This window comes from Paenibacillus taiwanensis DSM 18679 (genome assembly GCF_000425125.1).
Lineage (GTDB): Bacteria > Bacillota > Bacilli > Paenibacillales > Paenibacillaceae > Paenibacillus_B > Paenibacillus_B taiwanensis.
Genome location: NZ_KE384310.1, coordinates 130,626 through 146,864 on the forward strand (window position 1 = coordinate 130,626; position 16,239 = coordinate 146,864).

At 44.4% G+C, this 16,239-nt stretch carries 16 protein-coding genes; 11 read left to right on the forward strand and 5 right to left on the reverse strand.

Annotated features, from left to right (window positions below; all coding sequences use genetic code 11):
• Positions 1–531 precede the first annotated feature (531 nt).
• The 4 genes from H509_RS0123130 to H509_RS0123145 all read left to right on the forward strand — a co-directional run bounded on the left by H509_RS0123130 (position 532) and on the right by H509_RS0123145 (position 3,351).
• Positions 532–1,011 (forward strand): hypothetical protein, encoded by a 480-nt coding sequence (locus tag H509_RS0123130; RefSeq protein WP_028547152.1) that lies wholly within the window; start codon positions 532–534, stop codon positions 1,009–1,011.
• A gap of 101 nt (positions 1,012–1,112) precedes the next feature.
• A complete protein-coding gene (locus H509_RS0123135; protein WP_028547153.1) occupies positions 1,113–2,135 on the forward strand; it encodes a M23 family metallopeptidase in 1,023 nt (340 codons plus the stop codon).
• 155 nt (positions 2,136–2,290) lie between these two features.
• Positions 2,291–2,935 (forward strand): TetR/AcrR family transcriptional regulator, encoded by a 645-nt coding sequence (locus H509_RS0123140; protein ID WP_245596236.1) that lies wholly within the window; start codon positions 2,291–2,293, stop codon positions 2,933–2,935.
• Positions 2,932–3,351, forward strand: coding sequence for a DUF3995 domain-containing protein (locus tag H509_RS0123145; RefSeq protein ID WP_028547155.1), 420 nt, complete (start codon positions 2,932–2,934; stop codon positions 3,349–3,351). The genes H509_RS0123140 and H509_RS0123145 overlap by 4 nt, the downstream gene beginning before the upstream one ends.
• A 12-nt stretch (positions 3,352–3,363) precedes the next feature.
• On the opposite strand, the gene H509_RS0123150 is transcribed toward H509_RS0123145, so the two are convergent.
• Complete coding sequence (locus tag H509_RS0123150) at positions 3,364–3,780, reverse strand: Lrp/AsnC family transcriptional regulator (RefSeq protein ID WP_028547156.1); 417 nt, start codon at positions 3,778–3,780, stop codon at positions 3,364–3,366.
• 121 nt (positions 3,781–3,901) lie between these two features.
• Between H509_RS0123150 and H509_RS0123155 the strand changes: the two genes are divergently transcribed.
• The 5 genes from H509_RS0123155 (at position 3,902) to H509_RS0123175 (ending at position 10,876) form a co-directional block, all read left to right on the forward strand.
• Positions 3,902–4,660: an MBL fold metallo-hydrolase gene (locus H509_RS0123155; RefSeq protein WP_028547157.1), complete on the forward strand. Its 759-nt coding sequence runs from the start codon at positions 3,902–3,904 to the stop codon at positions 4,658–4,660.
• A gap of 167 nt (positions 4,661–4,827) precedes the next feature.
• Positions 4,828–5,064, forward strand: coding sequence for a DUF6953 family protein (locus H509_RS0123160; protein ID WP_028547158.1), 237 nt, complete (start codon positions 4,828–4,830; stop codon positions 5,062–5,064).
• Between the two features lie 55 nt (positions 5,065–5,119).
• Entirely contained in the window at positions 5,120–5,764 is a 645-nt protein-coding gene (gene rnhA, locus H509_RS0123165) for a ribonuclease H (protein WP_028547159.1), read from the forward strand.
• A 230-nt stretch (positions 5,765–5,994) separates the two neighbouring features.
• The gene (gene rpoD / locus H509_RS0123170; protein ID WP_425414259.1) at positions 5,995–6,993 is read left to right on the forward strand and encodes an RNA polymerase sigma factor RpoD; all 999 of its coding nucleotides are present in this window, start codon (positions 5,995–5,997) and stop codon (positions 6,991–6,993) included.
• A gap of 397 nt (positions 6,994–7,390) precedes the next feature.
• Positions 7,391–10,876: a copper amine oxidase N-terminal domain-containing protein gene (locus H509_RS0123175; protein WP_028547161.1), complete on the forward strand. Its 3,486-nt coding sequence runs from the start codon at positions 7,391–7,393 to the stop codon at positions 10,874–10,876.
• A gap of 170 nt (positions 10,877–11,046) precedes the next feature.
• Here the strand turns inward: H509_RS0123175 and H509_RS26980 are convergent, their stop codons facing one another.
• Positions 11,047–12,006: a carbohydrate deacetylase gene (locus H509_RS26980; protein ID WP_051287547.1), complete on the reverse strand. Its 960-nt coding sequence runs from the start codon at positions 12,004–12,006 to the stop codon at positions 11,047–11,049.
• Between the two features lie 279 nt (positions 12,007–12,285).
• Between H509_RS26980 and H509_RS0123185 the strand changes: the two genes are divergently transcribed.
• Positions 12,286–12,498 carry a cold-shock protein gene (locus H509_RS0123185; protein ID WP_028547162.1) on the forward strand — a complete coding sequence of 71 codons (213 nt, stop codon included), beginning with the start codon at positions 12,286–12,288 and terminating at the stop codon, positions 12,496–12,498.
• Between the two features lie 289 nt (positions 12,499–12,787).
• On the opposite strand, the gene dhaS is transcribed toward H509_RS0123185, so the two are convergent.
• Together dhaS and H509_RS0123195 are read right to left on the reverse strand one after the other, a co-directional pair.
• On the reverse strand, positions 12,788–13,363 hold the full coding sequence (dhaS, locus tag H509_RS0123190) for a dihydroxyacetone kinase transcriptional activator DhaS (protein ID WP_028547163.1): 576 nt from the start codon (positions 13,361–13,363) through the stop codon (positions 12,788–12,790).
• Between the two features lie 163 nt (positions 13,364–13,526).
• Entirely contained in the window at positions 13,527–13,790 is a 264-nt protein-coding gene (locus H509_RS0123195; RefSeq protein ID WP_028547164.1) for a hypothetical protein, read from the reverse strand.
• A gap of 276 nt (positions 13,791–14,066) precedes the next feature.
• On the opposite strand from H509_RS0123195, the gene H509_RS0123200 reads away from it, so the two are divergent.
• Entirely contained in the window at positions 14,067–15,311 is a 1,245-nt protein-coding gene (locus H509_RS0123200; RefSeq protein WP_028547165.1) for a DUF445 domain-containing protein, read from the forward strand.
• Between the two features lie 182 nt (positions 15,312–15,493).
• Here H509_RS0123200 and H509_RS0123205 read toward each other — a convergent pair whose 3' ends face one another.
• Positions 15,494–16,039 (reverse strand): cupin domain-containing protein, encoded by a 546-nt coding sequence (locus tag H509_RS0123205; protein WP_028547166.1) that lies wholly within the window; start codon positions 16,037–16,039, stop codon positions 15,494–15,496.
• Positions 16,040–16,239 lie beyond the last annotated feature (200 nt).

Here is a 16,239-nt window from a genome sequence, read left to right on the forward strand (position 1 = left end):
CGGGTGGTATAGCTCTATACCTATAAGAGTCAGGATTACTGCTCACTGAGTTGCGGTCAGAAGCTGTACGAGTAGTGCTTATTACATATCTTACTCCCCCTACATCTGAGGCGTTAATAGAAAAAGCATTTCCACCTTGACCTGTGCTAGCTCTAGCCTACTATTTGACATTACACGGTTAGAGCCTGCTTTGGTCCCCTCCTTATCAAAGCCTCTGCTTGGCGATTACCGTTTCTTTTTCCTGTTTTGGATTGCTTTAAAAATTTTCAAGTTAATGGCATTACTAGCCAATGCATTCCCGTGAACGGTTTTTGCTGTTGCGGATTGGTATATACTTATTTTTACCTACACGGTATTTAAATGTTTTTACTTTAGATTGTTGCAGCATATGTGGGTCGTCTCCTTTACACAGACTGTTATGCGTGGCTGGCCTTGAACTTGTTTTATGGAGAATAGGGAGGAGCAATGAGGCTATGGTATAATACACGATATTAATCAAGTCACTTAATTTAGTTAGATGGAGGAACGTACATGCTCAGCTTTGAACAAAAATCGGCGATAGCGGATTCATTTCCTGAATTGCAGCGTAAGCCAGTATCACTAGGGCGTATGAATTATCATTATGAGCAGAGTGTTTATGATAAAAAGACGGTTGTTTATCATTTGCATCCAAATGGTAACGGATTTGTATATGCGGGCCATATCAAGGGTTATGCTACAGATGACAAAGGCATGGTAAATATTCGTGATTTTAGCGCTGATGAATTGAGGACGCTGATCACACAATCGATCCACTCGTTGGCTGGTAAGCCATCAACACCAGCGGAACCCATTCAACAAGCAGCAGAGCAGTGGATGGATGCGGACAAGCATATGCTCACCCTAAGTTTTGAAGATGAAGACCAGATGTGGTACGTCTACGCAGGCTTAAATTTAGACACGGTTTTCGAAACGTACGAGGAAGCGATTGATTATTTGCAGGAAGAAGGCTTTACACGAGTGAACAGTTAAGTTGTTTCAGATCGAATTAAGGTTCTGTTAATCTTCCGTTTCGTACCCGATAAACTACGTCAGCTACACTTCTTATATACACAAAAAAGGAGTGATGATGTATGAATAATCGATTTATGAAACGGAAGATCGTGCTTTTAAGTTTAATTTGTGCCCTATCCGCCGGCTCCATGACAGTGTTTGCCGGAACGCCCGACCCCACGGTTTCCAATTCATCCGCAAAAGCGTCCGCCCAACAAATCAAAGCCGCTCCTAGCAAACCAGCTTTATTTACGCCAGACCAACTGCCAAAGCTGCTGCTGCAAGAAAAATACGAGCGTATCTATACACAGCTTAGCACAGCCTTGCGTAAACAAATTTCGTTAAGTGAGTTTAAGAAAGTAGGGATTCCATTCCATAAAGGAGCGGGTTCTTACAAGCTGGTTTCTAAGCTGCCTGTGAATGATCTTAAAAGATATGCGTGGGTGAGCCGCAAAGGCGACAAAGGCGTAGAGGCTATCTTTGACAGCAAGCACATCATTCAAAGTATTTTGTTTAAGCCGCTGCAACAATACCCGCAAACGGATGCGTTGCGGACAAAAACGAAGTTCCAACTCCCCTTCCACGGCAACTGGTTTGCCTTTTGGGGTGGAACGAATGCGTTGGTTAACTATCATTACGAGCATGAAACGCAGCGCTACGCCTACGACATCATCATAGAGAAGAACGGAAACAGCTATAAGGGTGACGTTTCAAAAAATGAAAGTTATTATGCGTTCGGTCAGCCGATTATAGCTGCTGCGGGGGGGGAAGTTGTAGCTGTTGTAAATGATATTGCGGACAATGTACCTGTAGGTAAAACGAACAGCGCGCAGCCTGCTGGCAACCATGTCATCATTGATCATGGCAACGGAGAATTCAGCTATTACGCCCATTTACAACAGGGTTCAGCGCTTGTTCAGGTGGGGGATATCGTGAAGGCTGGAGATGAGCTTGGCAAATGCGGCAATTCAGGCAACTCCACCGAGGCACATCTTCATTTCCAAGTGTCGGATGGAGCTGATCTGTTTACCTCCAAATCAATCCGCGTACAATGGAAAGACGCAGATGACTACGTGCAAGGAACAACGATAAAAGCACCTTAATTGGTTTTAGCAGCCGAACCTCCTGTGCCACAATTTGTGTGGTGCAGGAGGTTTTTTCATGAGCATGACATGTTATCGTCATGCTTGTTCGCTATTTTTCCAATTCGTTAGACGTAGCTCTTAGGCATATGTCTTAGTCAGATCTGTGCCCCGTCTTGAAAACAACATCCAGTATAGATATACTGGAAATAAATGATATGTACGGTAACGTACAGAAAAGGGTTAGGTTACATATGCCGAAAGTTATTGTGACAAAAGAGGAATGGATAGAGAAAGGAATCTGTTATTTTGCGGTAGGAGGAGCCGAAGCGCTGTTGATTGAGAAAATGGCAAGAGAGCTCGGATGCAGCAAAAGCAGCTTTTACTGGTACTTTGGTGATCGCGCGCAGTTTCTCAGGTGTATCGTTGACGAGTGGGTACGTCGAGCCACCTACGAGATTATGCAGTCTAGTTTGATGGAGCCAAGTGTGGATAATCGTATTAAAGTGGTGCTGACCTCGATGTTTTCCTTCCATTCAGGGCAGGATTTTGTGTACTATTTGCGGAGATTGGGACAAGAGAACAGTCAATACGGTGAGTTGTTGGAACAGGTTGAACAGCAGCGAATTCACTTTATGACGTCTTTGCTGTTAGAGCGTGGCTATTCACTGGAACAAGCATCCTCGTTGGCGCTGGTCATCTACCATTTTTATTTGGGATGGTACGAGCGCAATAAGTATCTAGGGTCTGCTGCGGATGTGGATCAACCTACTGCCCTAATGTGGAAATACGTGATTCAGACAGGAGGAGCAAACGAATGAGTGCGGTGTTGTCATTGCTTGTAAGTTGTGTGCTGCTGGGATTAAGCGCTCTACACGTATATTGGATGTTGGGTGGGCGTTGGGGGAGCACGGCTGTCATCCCGACACGAGGAAATAAACCATTATTTAAGCCGAGAAAGATCGGGACGTTAGGGGTAGCATGGCTTCTTGCCTGTGCTGCTGTAATCATGATCGGTATGGGTGGCTTAACGCAGCCGCTGCTGCCCGATTGGGCGTATCAGTGTGGTGGGTGGGTAATCTTTAGTGTGTTCCTGCTGCGATCCATCGGGGAATTTCGGTGGGTGGGCTTCTTTAAAAAGGAAAAAGGGACCCCATTTGCCGGATGGGATTCGGCGCTTTTCTCTCCATTATGCCTCCTGCTGGCCGCCGCGGTGTTTACCGTTTTGATGATGTAATAAGGTGCGATACTATCCACTTTTGTTGATCACCATAGACAGCTTATAGTTAACGAAGCGGTTTAAAGCAACTAAGAAATCGTCTAGGTGTTCGTTGGAGGCGAATTTGCACTCGAGCATGTAGCAGCCTTCGCCGCTAATTTTGTAATTGGCTATCACATGGGAAGACTGCGAAGCAATAAAGGACAAGTAGGGGCGATGGTCAAAGTCTTTGGTATAAATATTAATAAACGTATGAACCGGATAGCCTACTTTTGGGTCATCCAGCAGTACGGTGTATTGTTTAATAATGCCTTCTTCCTCCAGCTTTGAGACGCGGTTTGCGGTCGCCTGTCCTGTCATATGAATTTTGAGTCCTAGCTCTTTCATGGAAATTCGGCCGTTTTGCTTTAGCTCTGCCAAGATTTGTTTGTCTGTATGATCCAGCATCCTTTACAACCTCTTTCATTAATCAAGTGTTGCAAATCATATTCTTGATCCTATCTATGTCCGAATAGACTGCTTACATTTTATCCTATAGGAAGGGACAGATAAAGGAGGAAATTAGATTATGAACATTACACAAATTCGTAATGCGACGCTTCGGGTTCAATTTGGAGGTGTTGAATTTCTTATAGATCCTTTTTTGGCGGCAAAAGGGGCCTATCCGTCATTCCCTAACACGCCAAATGCAGATAAACACAATCCTCTTGTTGAACTGCCTGTGGCCGCGGAGGAAGTGGTAAGGGCTGACGTGACGATTGTTACGCATTTACACTTAGATCATTATGACGATGTGGCTAAACGACTCTTGCCCAAACAAATGCGTTTGCTTGCACAATCGGAGCAGGATGCAGCTTCAATGAGAGCAGATGGCTTTGAGCAAGTGGATGTAATAGGTGACAGCACTTATGTGGGGGACGTTCGGATTCAACGTACGAGTGGTCAGCATGGTACTGGTGAGATTGGACAACGGATGGGAAAAGTATCAGGCATAGTGCTGACGCATCCTCGCGAGCGTACGTTGTATATAGCGGGAGATACGATTTGGTGTACGGATGTAGAGGCGGCGATTGAGCAGTATCAGCCAAAAGTGATCGTGGTAAACGGTGGGGCTGCACAGTTTTTGCAAGGTGATCCGATATTAATGGGAAAGGACGATATTTATCGCACGCATCAGGAGGCGCCTGATGCTCTCGTGATCGTCTCACATATGGAAGCCGTCAATCATTGTCTGCTTACTAGAACGGAACTGAGAAACTTTCTTCAGGAGAAGGGGCTAACTTCATCGATCTACGTCCCTGAAGATGGAGAAAGCTTATCCTTTTAATATGTAATCCGCTTGCTTTAAGGCTGGTGGTCATGCAGCTGTCGAGAATTTCTCGGCAGCTATTTGTATTTCAATAATGATCCTCAATTCAAGAATATGAATTATGTCGCTGCTCCATTATAATGGATGGATACATGCTTGCAGTGAATGACAAGGAGTGGAGCCTGATGGAGATGACAGCACAGCAGGTAGCAGAGTGGATGGTCGCCGAAATTGAATTCAAAGGTATTGCTCATCAAGCTGATGTCATAGATTACGTGAGAACCCATTTTGGTGAATCATTTGTATTTGTAAATGAAAATGGCAACGCTTCGCTTGAAAAGGAAGTGAAGAAGGCGTTCCGCAAGTTGCATCGCGGACGCGTGGCATGGGATAGAGACGGTTTCTTCTGGGCATGGACGTGACAGATACCTTAGAAGCGGCTAGCTTCGTCTGAATAAGCAAGGAGGTGGCACACGGATGGCAACTCAAAAGTACTATGTCGTCTGGGCAGGCAATCAACCAGGGGTCTATACTAGTTGGCCAGCATGCAAATCGCAGGTAGACAATTTCAAAGATGCAAAGTATAAGTCTTACCCGTCGAAAGCCGAAGCGGACAAGGCATACCGTGAGGGCTGGACCAAGCATTGGGGCAAGAAAGCGACTGGGGGATCGAAGCAAGTACAAGCAAAGGCGGAAGCTGCTGTAGTTCAAGCGGAAATTGATTATGACAGTATTTCGGTTGATGTGGGGACAAAGGGCAACCCGGGACCGATAGAATACAGAGGAGTCCATACGCAAACAGGGGAAGTATTGTTTGCACGCGGTCCGATCCCGAATGGCACCAACAATTTGGGTGAATTTCTGGCTATTGTGCATTCTCTAGCTTATTTGAAGCAGAAGGGAAGCACTCAGACTGTATATAGCGACTCCCGAACAGCACTAAAGTGGGTCAGGGAGAAGAAGGTTGCTACTACGCTCGAACGGAACGAATCGACGAGGGAAGTGTGGGAACTAGTAGACCGAGCGGTGCATTGGCTACAAACAAATACTTATAACAATAAGCTGCTTAAATGGGAGACGCAAGCTTGGGGCGAAATCAAGGCCGACTACGGGCGGAAATAACCTGGATTGTGCAAGTATGCAATAAACCCCCAACAAGAGTTGTTGGGGGTTACAATCTATATCGTCTGGCTATGCTAGTAAGTGAAAATGGAAATCATTTATGGCATCCAAGTGTTGAATTGATATAAGGTTTATGTTATTATAATGTGTACTCAAATTTTATTTATTTTAATTAACTTTTAATATAACATGAATGATTGATTATGTCAATAATCAAAGCCTAGTCGTGAATAAGGAGCAACTTAAGAATACATGTAAATGCAGATGCAGATGTGGATGTTCAGGGGGGCGAAGGATTGGCTAACGATGAGCGTAATGAATTAGAGAGAAGTCTGGCCAGTGCAAAGGAAGAGGTGCATACGCAATCTGATGTAGAAATGGACCTGCTGCCGCCAGGCATGAAGATTGATGACTCCGTACGTATGTATCTAAAGGAGATCGGGCGAGTTGGCCTGTTGAGTGCGGAAGAGGAAGTAAATCTGGCCAAACGAATTGCTGATGGGGATGAGGAAGCAAAGCGTATATTGGCGGAAGCGAACTTGCGCTTAGTTGTTAGTATTGCTCGACGTTATGCAGGACGTGGCATGCAGCTTCTGGATCTTATACAAGAAGGCAACATGGGTCTAATTAAGGCAGTAGATAAATTTGACTACACAAAGGGCTTTAAGTTTAGTACCTATGCTACTTGGTGGATCAGACAAGCTATTACGCGTGCTATTGCAGACCAGGCTAGAACGATCCGTATTCCTGTTCATATGATTGAGACTATCAATAAGTTGGCGCGTGTCTCAAGACAGATGGTTCAGGAGTTGGGACGTGAGCCAGAGGTAGAGGAAATCGCCAAGGAGATGGAGCTGAGCGTAGAAAAAGTTCGGGAAATTATGAAGATTTCCCAGGACCCAATCTCGCTTGAAACCCCGATCGGGGAGGAAAATGACTCCAAGCTTGGTGACTTTATTGAGGATCAGGATGCGCTTGCGCCTGTTGATTCCGCGGCATATGAGTTCTTGAAAGAGCAGTTAGGCGACGTGCTGGATACACTTACAGAGCGGGAAGAGAATGTACTGCGTCTTCGCTTTGGGCTAGAAGATGGTCGTACACGTACGCTTGAAGAGGTCGGCAAAGTATTTGGGGTCACGCGCGAGCGTATTCGTCAGATTGAGGCGAAGGCACTGCGTAAGCTAAGACACCCAAGCCGCAGCAAACGTCTGAAGGACTATATGGAATAAGGAATCAAATCGATGGAAGCGCACAGTTGGTTCGAGCATAACAACGGTTAAGAGGAATGTGTCGTCGAGTGGCGAGATATTTTCGAATGAGCGCGATTACCATATAGATGCAAATTATAAGAAAAGCTGCCGCGAGGTCATTTTGACTGAGTAGGCAGCTTTTTTGCATATAGAGACGGATTTTAAAGTAATTAACGAGAAATTATATTTTAAAAGTTATGATCTGTAAATTATAATGATCGGAAACATAGGTTTAATTTTATTGAATATCCAATTTTTTCACGAAAAGTTCAAAAAAATTTGTAAAAAGATAAAACTATTTCCTCCTAGCAGTAGTCTGTATATATACAGATATTTTGATGTTGCCCTTAGAAGGGTACTTTGAGGAGGTAAAATAGTGAAGAAAATCGTTACGATGCTTGCTGCATTCGGGATGTTATTCTCGGCGGTGAATTTGCCAGCAGTGCAGGCCGCGCCCGCGATAAAGATTTATTTGAATGGCTCTAAACTGTCAACTGATGTTGCGCCGATAATGGTAAAAAATCGAACGCTTTTGCCGTTAAAGACAGTATTCGAGGCGTTAAATGCTTCGATTTCCTGGAACCAGTCAACCAAAACCGTCACAGCTTCCAGAAACGGAAATGAAATGGTTCTCAAGATCGGCTCCAAAACAGCGAAGTTAAACAATCGTAATGTTACGTTGGATGTCCCGGCACAAGTCGTTAAAGGGAGAACGTTGATTCCTGTTCGCTTCGCCAGTGAAGCTATGGGAGAGAAGATTGACTGGAATGAGAAAACGTCCAGCGTATACATTACAACTTCGTCCTCCAACGGAGGGAACAACGGTGGCGAAGATCCTACAGACAATGGAAATTATAATGAGTTTACACCTGTCACAAACGTGACTGCCGAGTTGATTGGCAATCGCGGTGACGCTAGTGATATTACAGTCCATTTTAAGAAAGCTTCAAACGAATCGAGTGTTAGCCAATATCGTGTGATGGCTGTTAAGTCGGATCGGGCCAATAGCTTTGATTTGTCTAAAGCCAGAGCGGTGTCGTCGAGTAATTATATGACCATTTATAAAGATGGCAAGGATCAGCGTGTATCCTTTACAACTGGCAAGCGAGATGTTGATGGGGATGTAATCAAAGATAACCAGGCTTACGTGATCTATGTCCTTACGGTTGGGAGAAATAATGAGTATGGTCTGTCCTACCAGATCCCATCCATCACAATCGGTTCTAATTCTTCTGTGCTGCCGGTTAGCAGCCTGCAGGTTAAAGATGTGAATGAGTATGGAGATGGAAGAGACTTATCGGTTACGTTCACAAGACCACAGTATGATGACAACATTAACAGCTATCGTATTATGGTAGTGAAGTCATCGGAGGTGTCTCGATTCGATCTGAATACGGCGAATGCCGTAAGCAGTCAACATTATGCGACTGTATATAAGAATAACGGGACGCAAACAACAACATTAAATAGCTCCTCCAGAGACACCTCTGGTGATTTGATCCGTAATGGCGTATCGTATACGGTCTATGTGCTGTCCATAAGCAATAACACTAGCACTTGGGCCAATAAGCTAAGTACGGGAGCATCGATTACGTTGGGCACGTCGATTGGTGCACCTGTCATTACTAAGGTTGAAGATATTAATAATTATGGTGACGGTCGTGACGTGCAAATTAGCTTTAACCGCTCTACTGATGAATCCAAAATTAGTGGATACCGAGTATTTGCAGTGAAGTATAGAGATGCGGCCAGTTTTAACCTGACAGAAGCGAATAAAGTATCATATGGCAGATATTATGACGTGTCGAAGACGGGATATTCCAGCATTACGGCAACGTTGCCTTCATCAGCACGTGATATATATGGTTCGTCTATGCAAAATAATGAAAGCTACCAGTTGTTTGTCATGAGTTTGTCTAAAGATAATAGTTCCTATAACACTTTGTCTGCACCTTCACAGATACTGACCTTAACGAACAATTCGAGTACGAATGCGCCAAGCTACGTATCGGCTCGTGACGTTAGTGATTATAATGATGGTCGCGACATGCAGGTAAGCTTTAACCGTTCTGCTGATGAATCCAGCATTAGTCATTATCGTGTGATGGTTGTTAAATCTAGTTACGCTGACCGATTTAACCTGGGCGAGGCCAACAATGTAAAGAGTGCCAATTATACGGCTGTAAACAAGACCGGAAGCGGTCTAAGTTTGAATTTGTCTGCAAATGCGCGGGACGTGGATGGCTCTCTTATCCAGAATGGTGTAAACTATCGCGTATTTGTGCTTGCTGTAGGGAATAACAGCTATAATACGGCGTTATCTACAGCTTCTGAAACGATTACATTAATAGGGAATTCAATTTTATATGCACCAACAAATGTTACCGCATTAGATATTTCGGATTACAATGATGGCCGTGATATGATGGTGTTGTTTAATCGGGCTTCTGATGAGACAAATGTGAATCATTACCGTATCCTGGTGGTGAAGTCGGGAAATGCAAGCCGATTTAATTTAAGTGAGGCTAATGATGTAAGAAACTCCAACTATACTGTCGTTACTAAAACCGGCAGCAACTTGAGCGTTAATCTGAATGCCAGCACACGAGATGTAGACGGAACAACCCTTAAAAATGGGGTGAGCTACCGCGTATTTGTGCTTGCTGTAGGCAATAGCAGTTATGCTAATGCGTTATCTTCCGGTTCCGATATGATTACACTAAACGGAGGCCCGGCAGGATATGGCTCTGCTGCGACCAACGTATCGGCCATTGATGTAGCCGATTATAATGATGGCCGCGATATGACGGTGCTGTTTAACCGTGCAATGGATGAATCCTTGATTAGCCATTATCGTATTATGGTGGTGAAATCATCAAAAGCAAGCTGGTTTAATGTGGCGGAAGCAGCCAAAGTCAACAGTTCTAATTATGTTCCGGTAGGCAAAACCGGCAGCAATTTGAATATGAATTTGCCTGCCAGTGCTAGAGATACAGACGGAGAGCCAATTAAGAGTGGCGTTTCATATCGCATATTTGTATACTCGGCCGGATTTGATAATTATTCGGGCCATGCACTGTCATTAGCCTCACCGGATATAATATTGTCGAATCATTCCAGCGTGACTGCGGTTACCAATGTAATGGCAAGACCTATTGGTGTCAACGGAACAGCTAGAGATATGGAAATTAATTTTTTAACCCCTGCCAGTGAAGATAACGTGGCGGAGTATCGAATCTTTATCGTTCGCTCGGAGCAAGCCAACAATTTTACGGTGAATACGGCAAATCATATTTACGATTGGGGATACACACGCGTAGCCAAACAAGGAAATTATGCGTTTGCCAGACAGCAGCTATCGGATAATACGCGAGATATAACCGGTAACGTGATTACAGCAGGTGTGGCATACAAAGCATTTGTACTTACCGTGTCGGCCAATCAAACGAATCCGGTCAACGCGCTTTCTGCGGCTTCTGCGGAAATAGTGCTGTTGAATTCGAATGGGCCTGCATCGGTAGCAAATGTGTTAGCCGTCAACGACTGGAACGGCGCCAGCTTTAAGGCTTACTTTGACAGAACGTCCGGCAACAACAATGTTTCTTATTACAAGGTTATAGTTGTGCCTACTTACATGGCACAGAGCTTTAATTTGGATGCGGCCAACAGAGCCAGTCTCGGTTTTAAAATTGTAGGTACTACAGGTGATCCGGTTGTAGCGTTCTCAACGTCGGATTTGGATGCAGCAGGTAATGCAATCCGGAACGGGATTGCATACAAAATATATGTATTATCGGTTGGTGATGGCCGAGGTTCTAACGTTAATGCTTTGTCCGCCCCATCAAACGAAATTGTACTCTAATACAACCTATGTCCTGTGAAAGGTAGACCCCATATCCGTGCGGGGCACTAATGAAGGAAAACCGGTATCTCATCTGGGGTGAGATACCGGTTTTTTGGTTGTGGGCATAGTCGAATGGCACGGTAACGCTAAGCGGATGTGTGAACTAAAGTTTTGTTGTTCCTCAAGTTCTATTTCCGTTTTTTAAGGTATATATATTTATAGAACGGATAAAGGAACGAAATTAGTCTCCGCTTCTTTTGGGGTGATTGAAGTGGGCGGACTGTTCGTCCATATTTGCGTGTACGTTTTTTTTTCTTTTTTTTGAAATGGAGCTTCTTTGGCACAGGCTTTTGTCTTTTGTTTGTAAAGGGCTTCTGTTTAAAGGGTACAGGGGGAGATGATTGGTGGATTTGCGGAAGTTGGTTGAAATGGATGAGGTGGACAGGATGTTGGTTGAGTGCAGCAAGCACTTGCGGATCCGTGAATACGCTTAGCTCTGCTTGCCGTGTATCAAGACGTTGAACCGCTGAGGCAGCGGGATGGCAGGCATACCCGGGGTGGCACATAATCTCTGTTGTGCCCTCTGGTAGTGTTTTAATATGACCAAGCAGGCGCTTCAGGCCATCTGGGTCATCATACGTATTCATAATCAGATAATCAGTCCCCTTAGGGCGCGGGACAAGATGAAGGGCTGATGGATTTAAACGTATAGGAATTGCGAGCCGTTGTGAGCAGGCGGTTAGAACGTTGTAGACCGCAGTGGATTCCAGATGGGTATGATGGTGGGTGTCAATATGCGAAGGTGTAATGCCGCTTGAGACCAGCTTGTCGAGCTGATAGTGTAATTCCGTCTCTAATTCAGGCTCGTTCCACGAAGCAATATGACCGGTAAACAGGCCATCATCACCAATTAGGGATGGGATAAGGTGTGGCGGTGACAAAGGCTTTCCTGATATGACGTTAAAATGTAAACCAACACCTAACGTTGGACATTGGCGGGCCAGTCGAACAGCATGCTGAAAAGCAGGCATATTTACCATAATAGAGGTGCTGGATACGGTTCCGAAGCGATGACAATGTATGATGCCTTCATTGATTCGTTCGGACATTCCGAAGTCATCCGCATTCAGAATAACATATTTATCCAATGTAATCTCTCCTCTGCATATCTTGGATATTGTATGCAGCAAACCAAATCAGGGTAGGTACATCTGTCTAAGATCGAGCAGCATTTGTCGTGCAATTCCTCTAATTCCAAAACAAAATCAAAACAAGAAAATTTTTCATTCAGATTTAGATAAAATAGTGCTATAATGGTTATATTGAGATTAGCAGAAGGCCAACGCATAGTCACAGTGCCCCGAACGAGCGTTTGGGGTATTTATTTTTTACCGTTTACAATTCTATGAGAGAAAGAGGGACGGTTCATGTACAATTCACGGAAGAAGCCACAGGACGATATTCCTGAAGAAATAACACCTATTTGGTCTTGCACAAGCGAGAGCTGTAATGGCTGGATGAGGGATAACTTTTCTTTTTCAACTGAACCAAGCTGTCCACAGTGTCAGTCACCAATGGTTAAGGGCGAGAAGAAGCTAGCCGTGCTTGTTAACACAAGTCCCCGTCAGACCAAGAAATAATGTTTAACGTGTGAAGGAACAGGGAGTGCCTGACAGTCTGAGAAGACTTACGGATGCTCCCTGTTTTTATTTGTTCAGCTATATATGAGTGGAAATGGGCCACAAGGCTGTTCATAAGGTTCTGACATTTATTCAGTTGGATGAATTGACGCACGTCGCAGGCTAGAGATTCAGATATCAATTGTTGAAAGGGGTTGGCGTTTAGGAGTGAACTGCGGGCGGATGTATTGTATTACACGATCATGGCTTATGTAGGCTGCAATAGGAAGTAGGGGCCAAGCAATAACCTCTAATGACGTCTATTTTCATATCGATGGAGTGCTGTAACGAAATTGCCTTCCACAAGCTCGCTTAATTTGGCAATGATGACTGCTGGGTCTTCCTTCATGTCTTGCTCCAACCATTGAATGATTAAGCCAGTAAAGGCGAGCGTGTAAAAGTTGGATATAAAATGTTTGTCGTCGTCACGGACCGACATACTGGAGGATACTTCATTAATGACGTCCATCATTAATTCCGAAGTTACGCTGTACAGATAAGCATCAAGATGGGGACGGGCTAAGGAGTCGAGTGTACTGGTGCAGAAGGCTTTGTTGTGAGTAATGTAGTCAAATATTTTCTGAAGTCCGCTGGTCCACGTCGTATAACTACGGTACTGGGCGATGCTTTCCAACGCTTCCGTTTTGTAAATCCAGGCCAGCAGTTCATATACGTCTTGAAAATGATAATAAAATGTTTGCCGATTTAAGCCGCAGTTGTCCACGAGATGCTGTACGGTAATTTTGCTGAGAGGGGCATGGCTCATCATATCTTTTAATGAAGCAGCAAGCGCTTTCTTGGTGCGCAATGAGCTTGAATTTGACATGGAATCACCTGCTTTGTGGAAGATGTACAGCCAGAGCTTGTACTAATAGTATAACCGAGATGCCCTCAGCTTCTCAAATTAGAGCAAGGTTGGATCTGGGCTGCTCACCATGAGCAGTTAGTGGTGAACAGCCTCCAAATTAGTTGGCATGTACAATTTGTAATTACAGATCAATAGCGATATGAGGCTTGCTATAATGACTAGTTCCCCCGCCGCCAACGAGTACTTTCCCACCTTTGTTAAATAGGAGCAGCTTTTGCAAACCATCCTGAAGAATAACCGTGATGCTGGCATCGTCATCAATTGCGGTGTAAATTACATATCCACTATCCGATATAGTCGTTCTCCACTTATGATCAAATTCTGATCGGAGAACTCGATTGGAATAGACCTGATTTTCCACTTTTCCTTTCTGTTTGTTGCCCATTGTTCATCCCCCCAGTCTTGTCCACCTTTTGGTGGTTTCTATATGTTATGAGGGAGAACGTAATTTGGTGTAGATGATTTCATGAATGTGGAGTCTATTTTCGGCACTATTCACGTTTTTGGACTGGATTTAATTACTATTTAGGATAGAGTTCGTTTCATTGTATGTCAGTTCTTTGATGTCTCCTTTGCTTTTGTATGCGGATAGAGTTAAACTTCATAGTGAAATAAATAAAGGCATATGTGGTTATATGTACATAAGCAAAAGGGAGGAACTATGAACTCCAAATATTTAGCTGTTATTTCGCTGGTTGTGATGGCTGCCGGCTTCGTTATAACGCTGTTGCTGCCACAGCATGTAGCAGTGGTGCTCCTGCAAGGTGGATTTGAGGCAGGGCTTGTTGGCGGTATTGCCGACTGGTTTGCCGTGACGGCGTTATTTCGGCACCCGATGGGTATCCCCATCCCCCATACGTCTTTGTTGCTGAAGAACAAAGCACGCATCGTGCAGTCACTTGTTGCAGCGATGGAGACCGAGCTGTTAAACAAGGAGAGCATTGAGAAGAAGTTGCGAGGCATGAATTTAATCCAACGAGGCGCTTCGGCGTTAACTAAAGCGTTGGGCAGGAAAAGAGTTCGCCAAAAAGTGCTGGAGTGGCTGATCCAGCTTATTCACCGCATACCGTTGGAGAAGCTTGTTCCGAGTCTTAAATCAGGTTTGATCGCATACGTTAAAAAGGCAGACCTGGGTCATTCCGCTGAGAAGTTAGCTTCTAAAATAATGGAGGCAGGGTACGACGAGAAAGCACTCGATTATGTATTGGTTGAGGCAACGACATGGGTCAAACGTCATGAAACTAAGCTCATGTTAAGCAAGCTGGCTGGCGAAAAGCTGTCCGAGATAAAAATGGGCGGCTTTATGGGGTTTGCTTTTCAGGCAGTTGCTGGTTTTATGGATGACGACAAGCTTGGAGGAATGCTGCAAAATATGATCGCATCAAGCCTGCAAGATTTGCAGCAACCTGATCATAAGTATCGGGAGGCGATTGTACGGGAAATCAGAGTCCAGATGTTTCAGTTAGCGAGTAATGAGGCTTATATGGAACAGGCGAAGGCTTGGCTGATTACCCAGTTGCAGCAGGATCAGTTTGATGAAGCTCTGTTAGCACGACTGCAAGAAATTCGTGATAGACTTGTGGATCGATTGGAGCAGGAACGGGAAGCGGCGGGACGTCTCGTATTGGAAACCTTCCGTAAAGTCGTTCGTAATCTCGAACGCGATCCAGAGTGGGTAGCTGCATTAGAGGCTAAAGTCACATCAGCTATCGTCAGTGCGGTCGGAGCTAATCATTATCGGCTCGGTCAACTCATTAAAGAAAATATAGATCAAATGGATGATGCAGCATTGGTTGCGATGCTAGAAGAAAAAATCGGTAAAGACTTGCAATGGATTCGAGTAAATGGGGCCTTGTGTGGGTTTATCATCGGTATCGTGCTTGCGCTTATTCATTTATTGTTATGACCTTTGTCAAAGACACAGTATCGTTTGAAGCCTCAAGCCGCAAGCCGCTCTGCTAGCCGCAAAGGCGCTAGCAGAGCGGCCCTTGCGGCTTCACTTTTACCTAAATCAAATAAACTTAACGGTCATTGCTAAAGTCAAGTTGTAGTGTCTCATGTGAGCGCGCGATGACTACTTTGAGAACGTTATTTCACATCATCCAGATGGATCTCTTTATATACCGAGATAAGTACAACAGCTGGAACATCACCGATATTAGTTACGGTATGTGGCACGCTTGCATTCCAACTGAAGGAGTCTCCCTGCTCAAGTATCTCGCGGTCCTCTGCTTGCTCGATTAAAATTTTGCCGCTGATCACGACGTGGCATTCTTCCCCGATATGTGTATTGGCCCCTGTAGTGCCACCAGGAGGCATTTCGCAAATCATCATCCGCATGTCTCGTCTATCACAAAGCAGTTCTACCTTTAGATTATCTATGCCCGGCATCGTTGTCTGCACACGATCTGCTTTGCGTACTACTTGCATCCGCTGTGTTTGATGGAGCAGGAGGTAAGGAAGCGGAACCTTTAAGCTATTAGCGATACTTTCCAATGTGGCAATCGAAGGGGAGGTGCGGTTATTTTCAACATTGCTAATAAATCCTTTAGATAATCCCGTGCACTCGCAGAGTTGAGGTATCGTCATCTTTCTTTGCTTGCGAATCGCCCGAATTGTAGCCCCAATGTTCATGATATGGCCTCCATAGAAGTATAGTTCCAAGAATATTAGTTTCATAATAACAAAAAAATAAGCTTGACGGAATATGCATCTTCATGATAACTTATGGTTCATAAATAACAAAAAGTTATTTGTATTAGAATACTTTTGAATAGGAGGAGGGTTGAAAGTAATGTTGTAGCTTATTAATGTCCAAGAGTATTTTAATATGA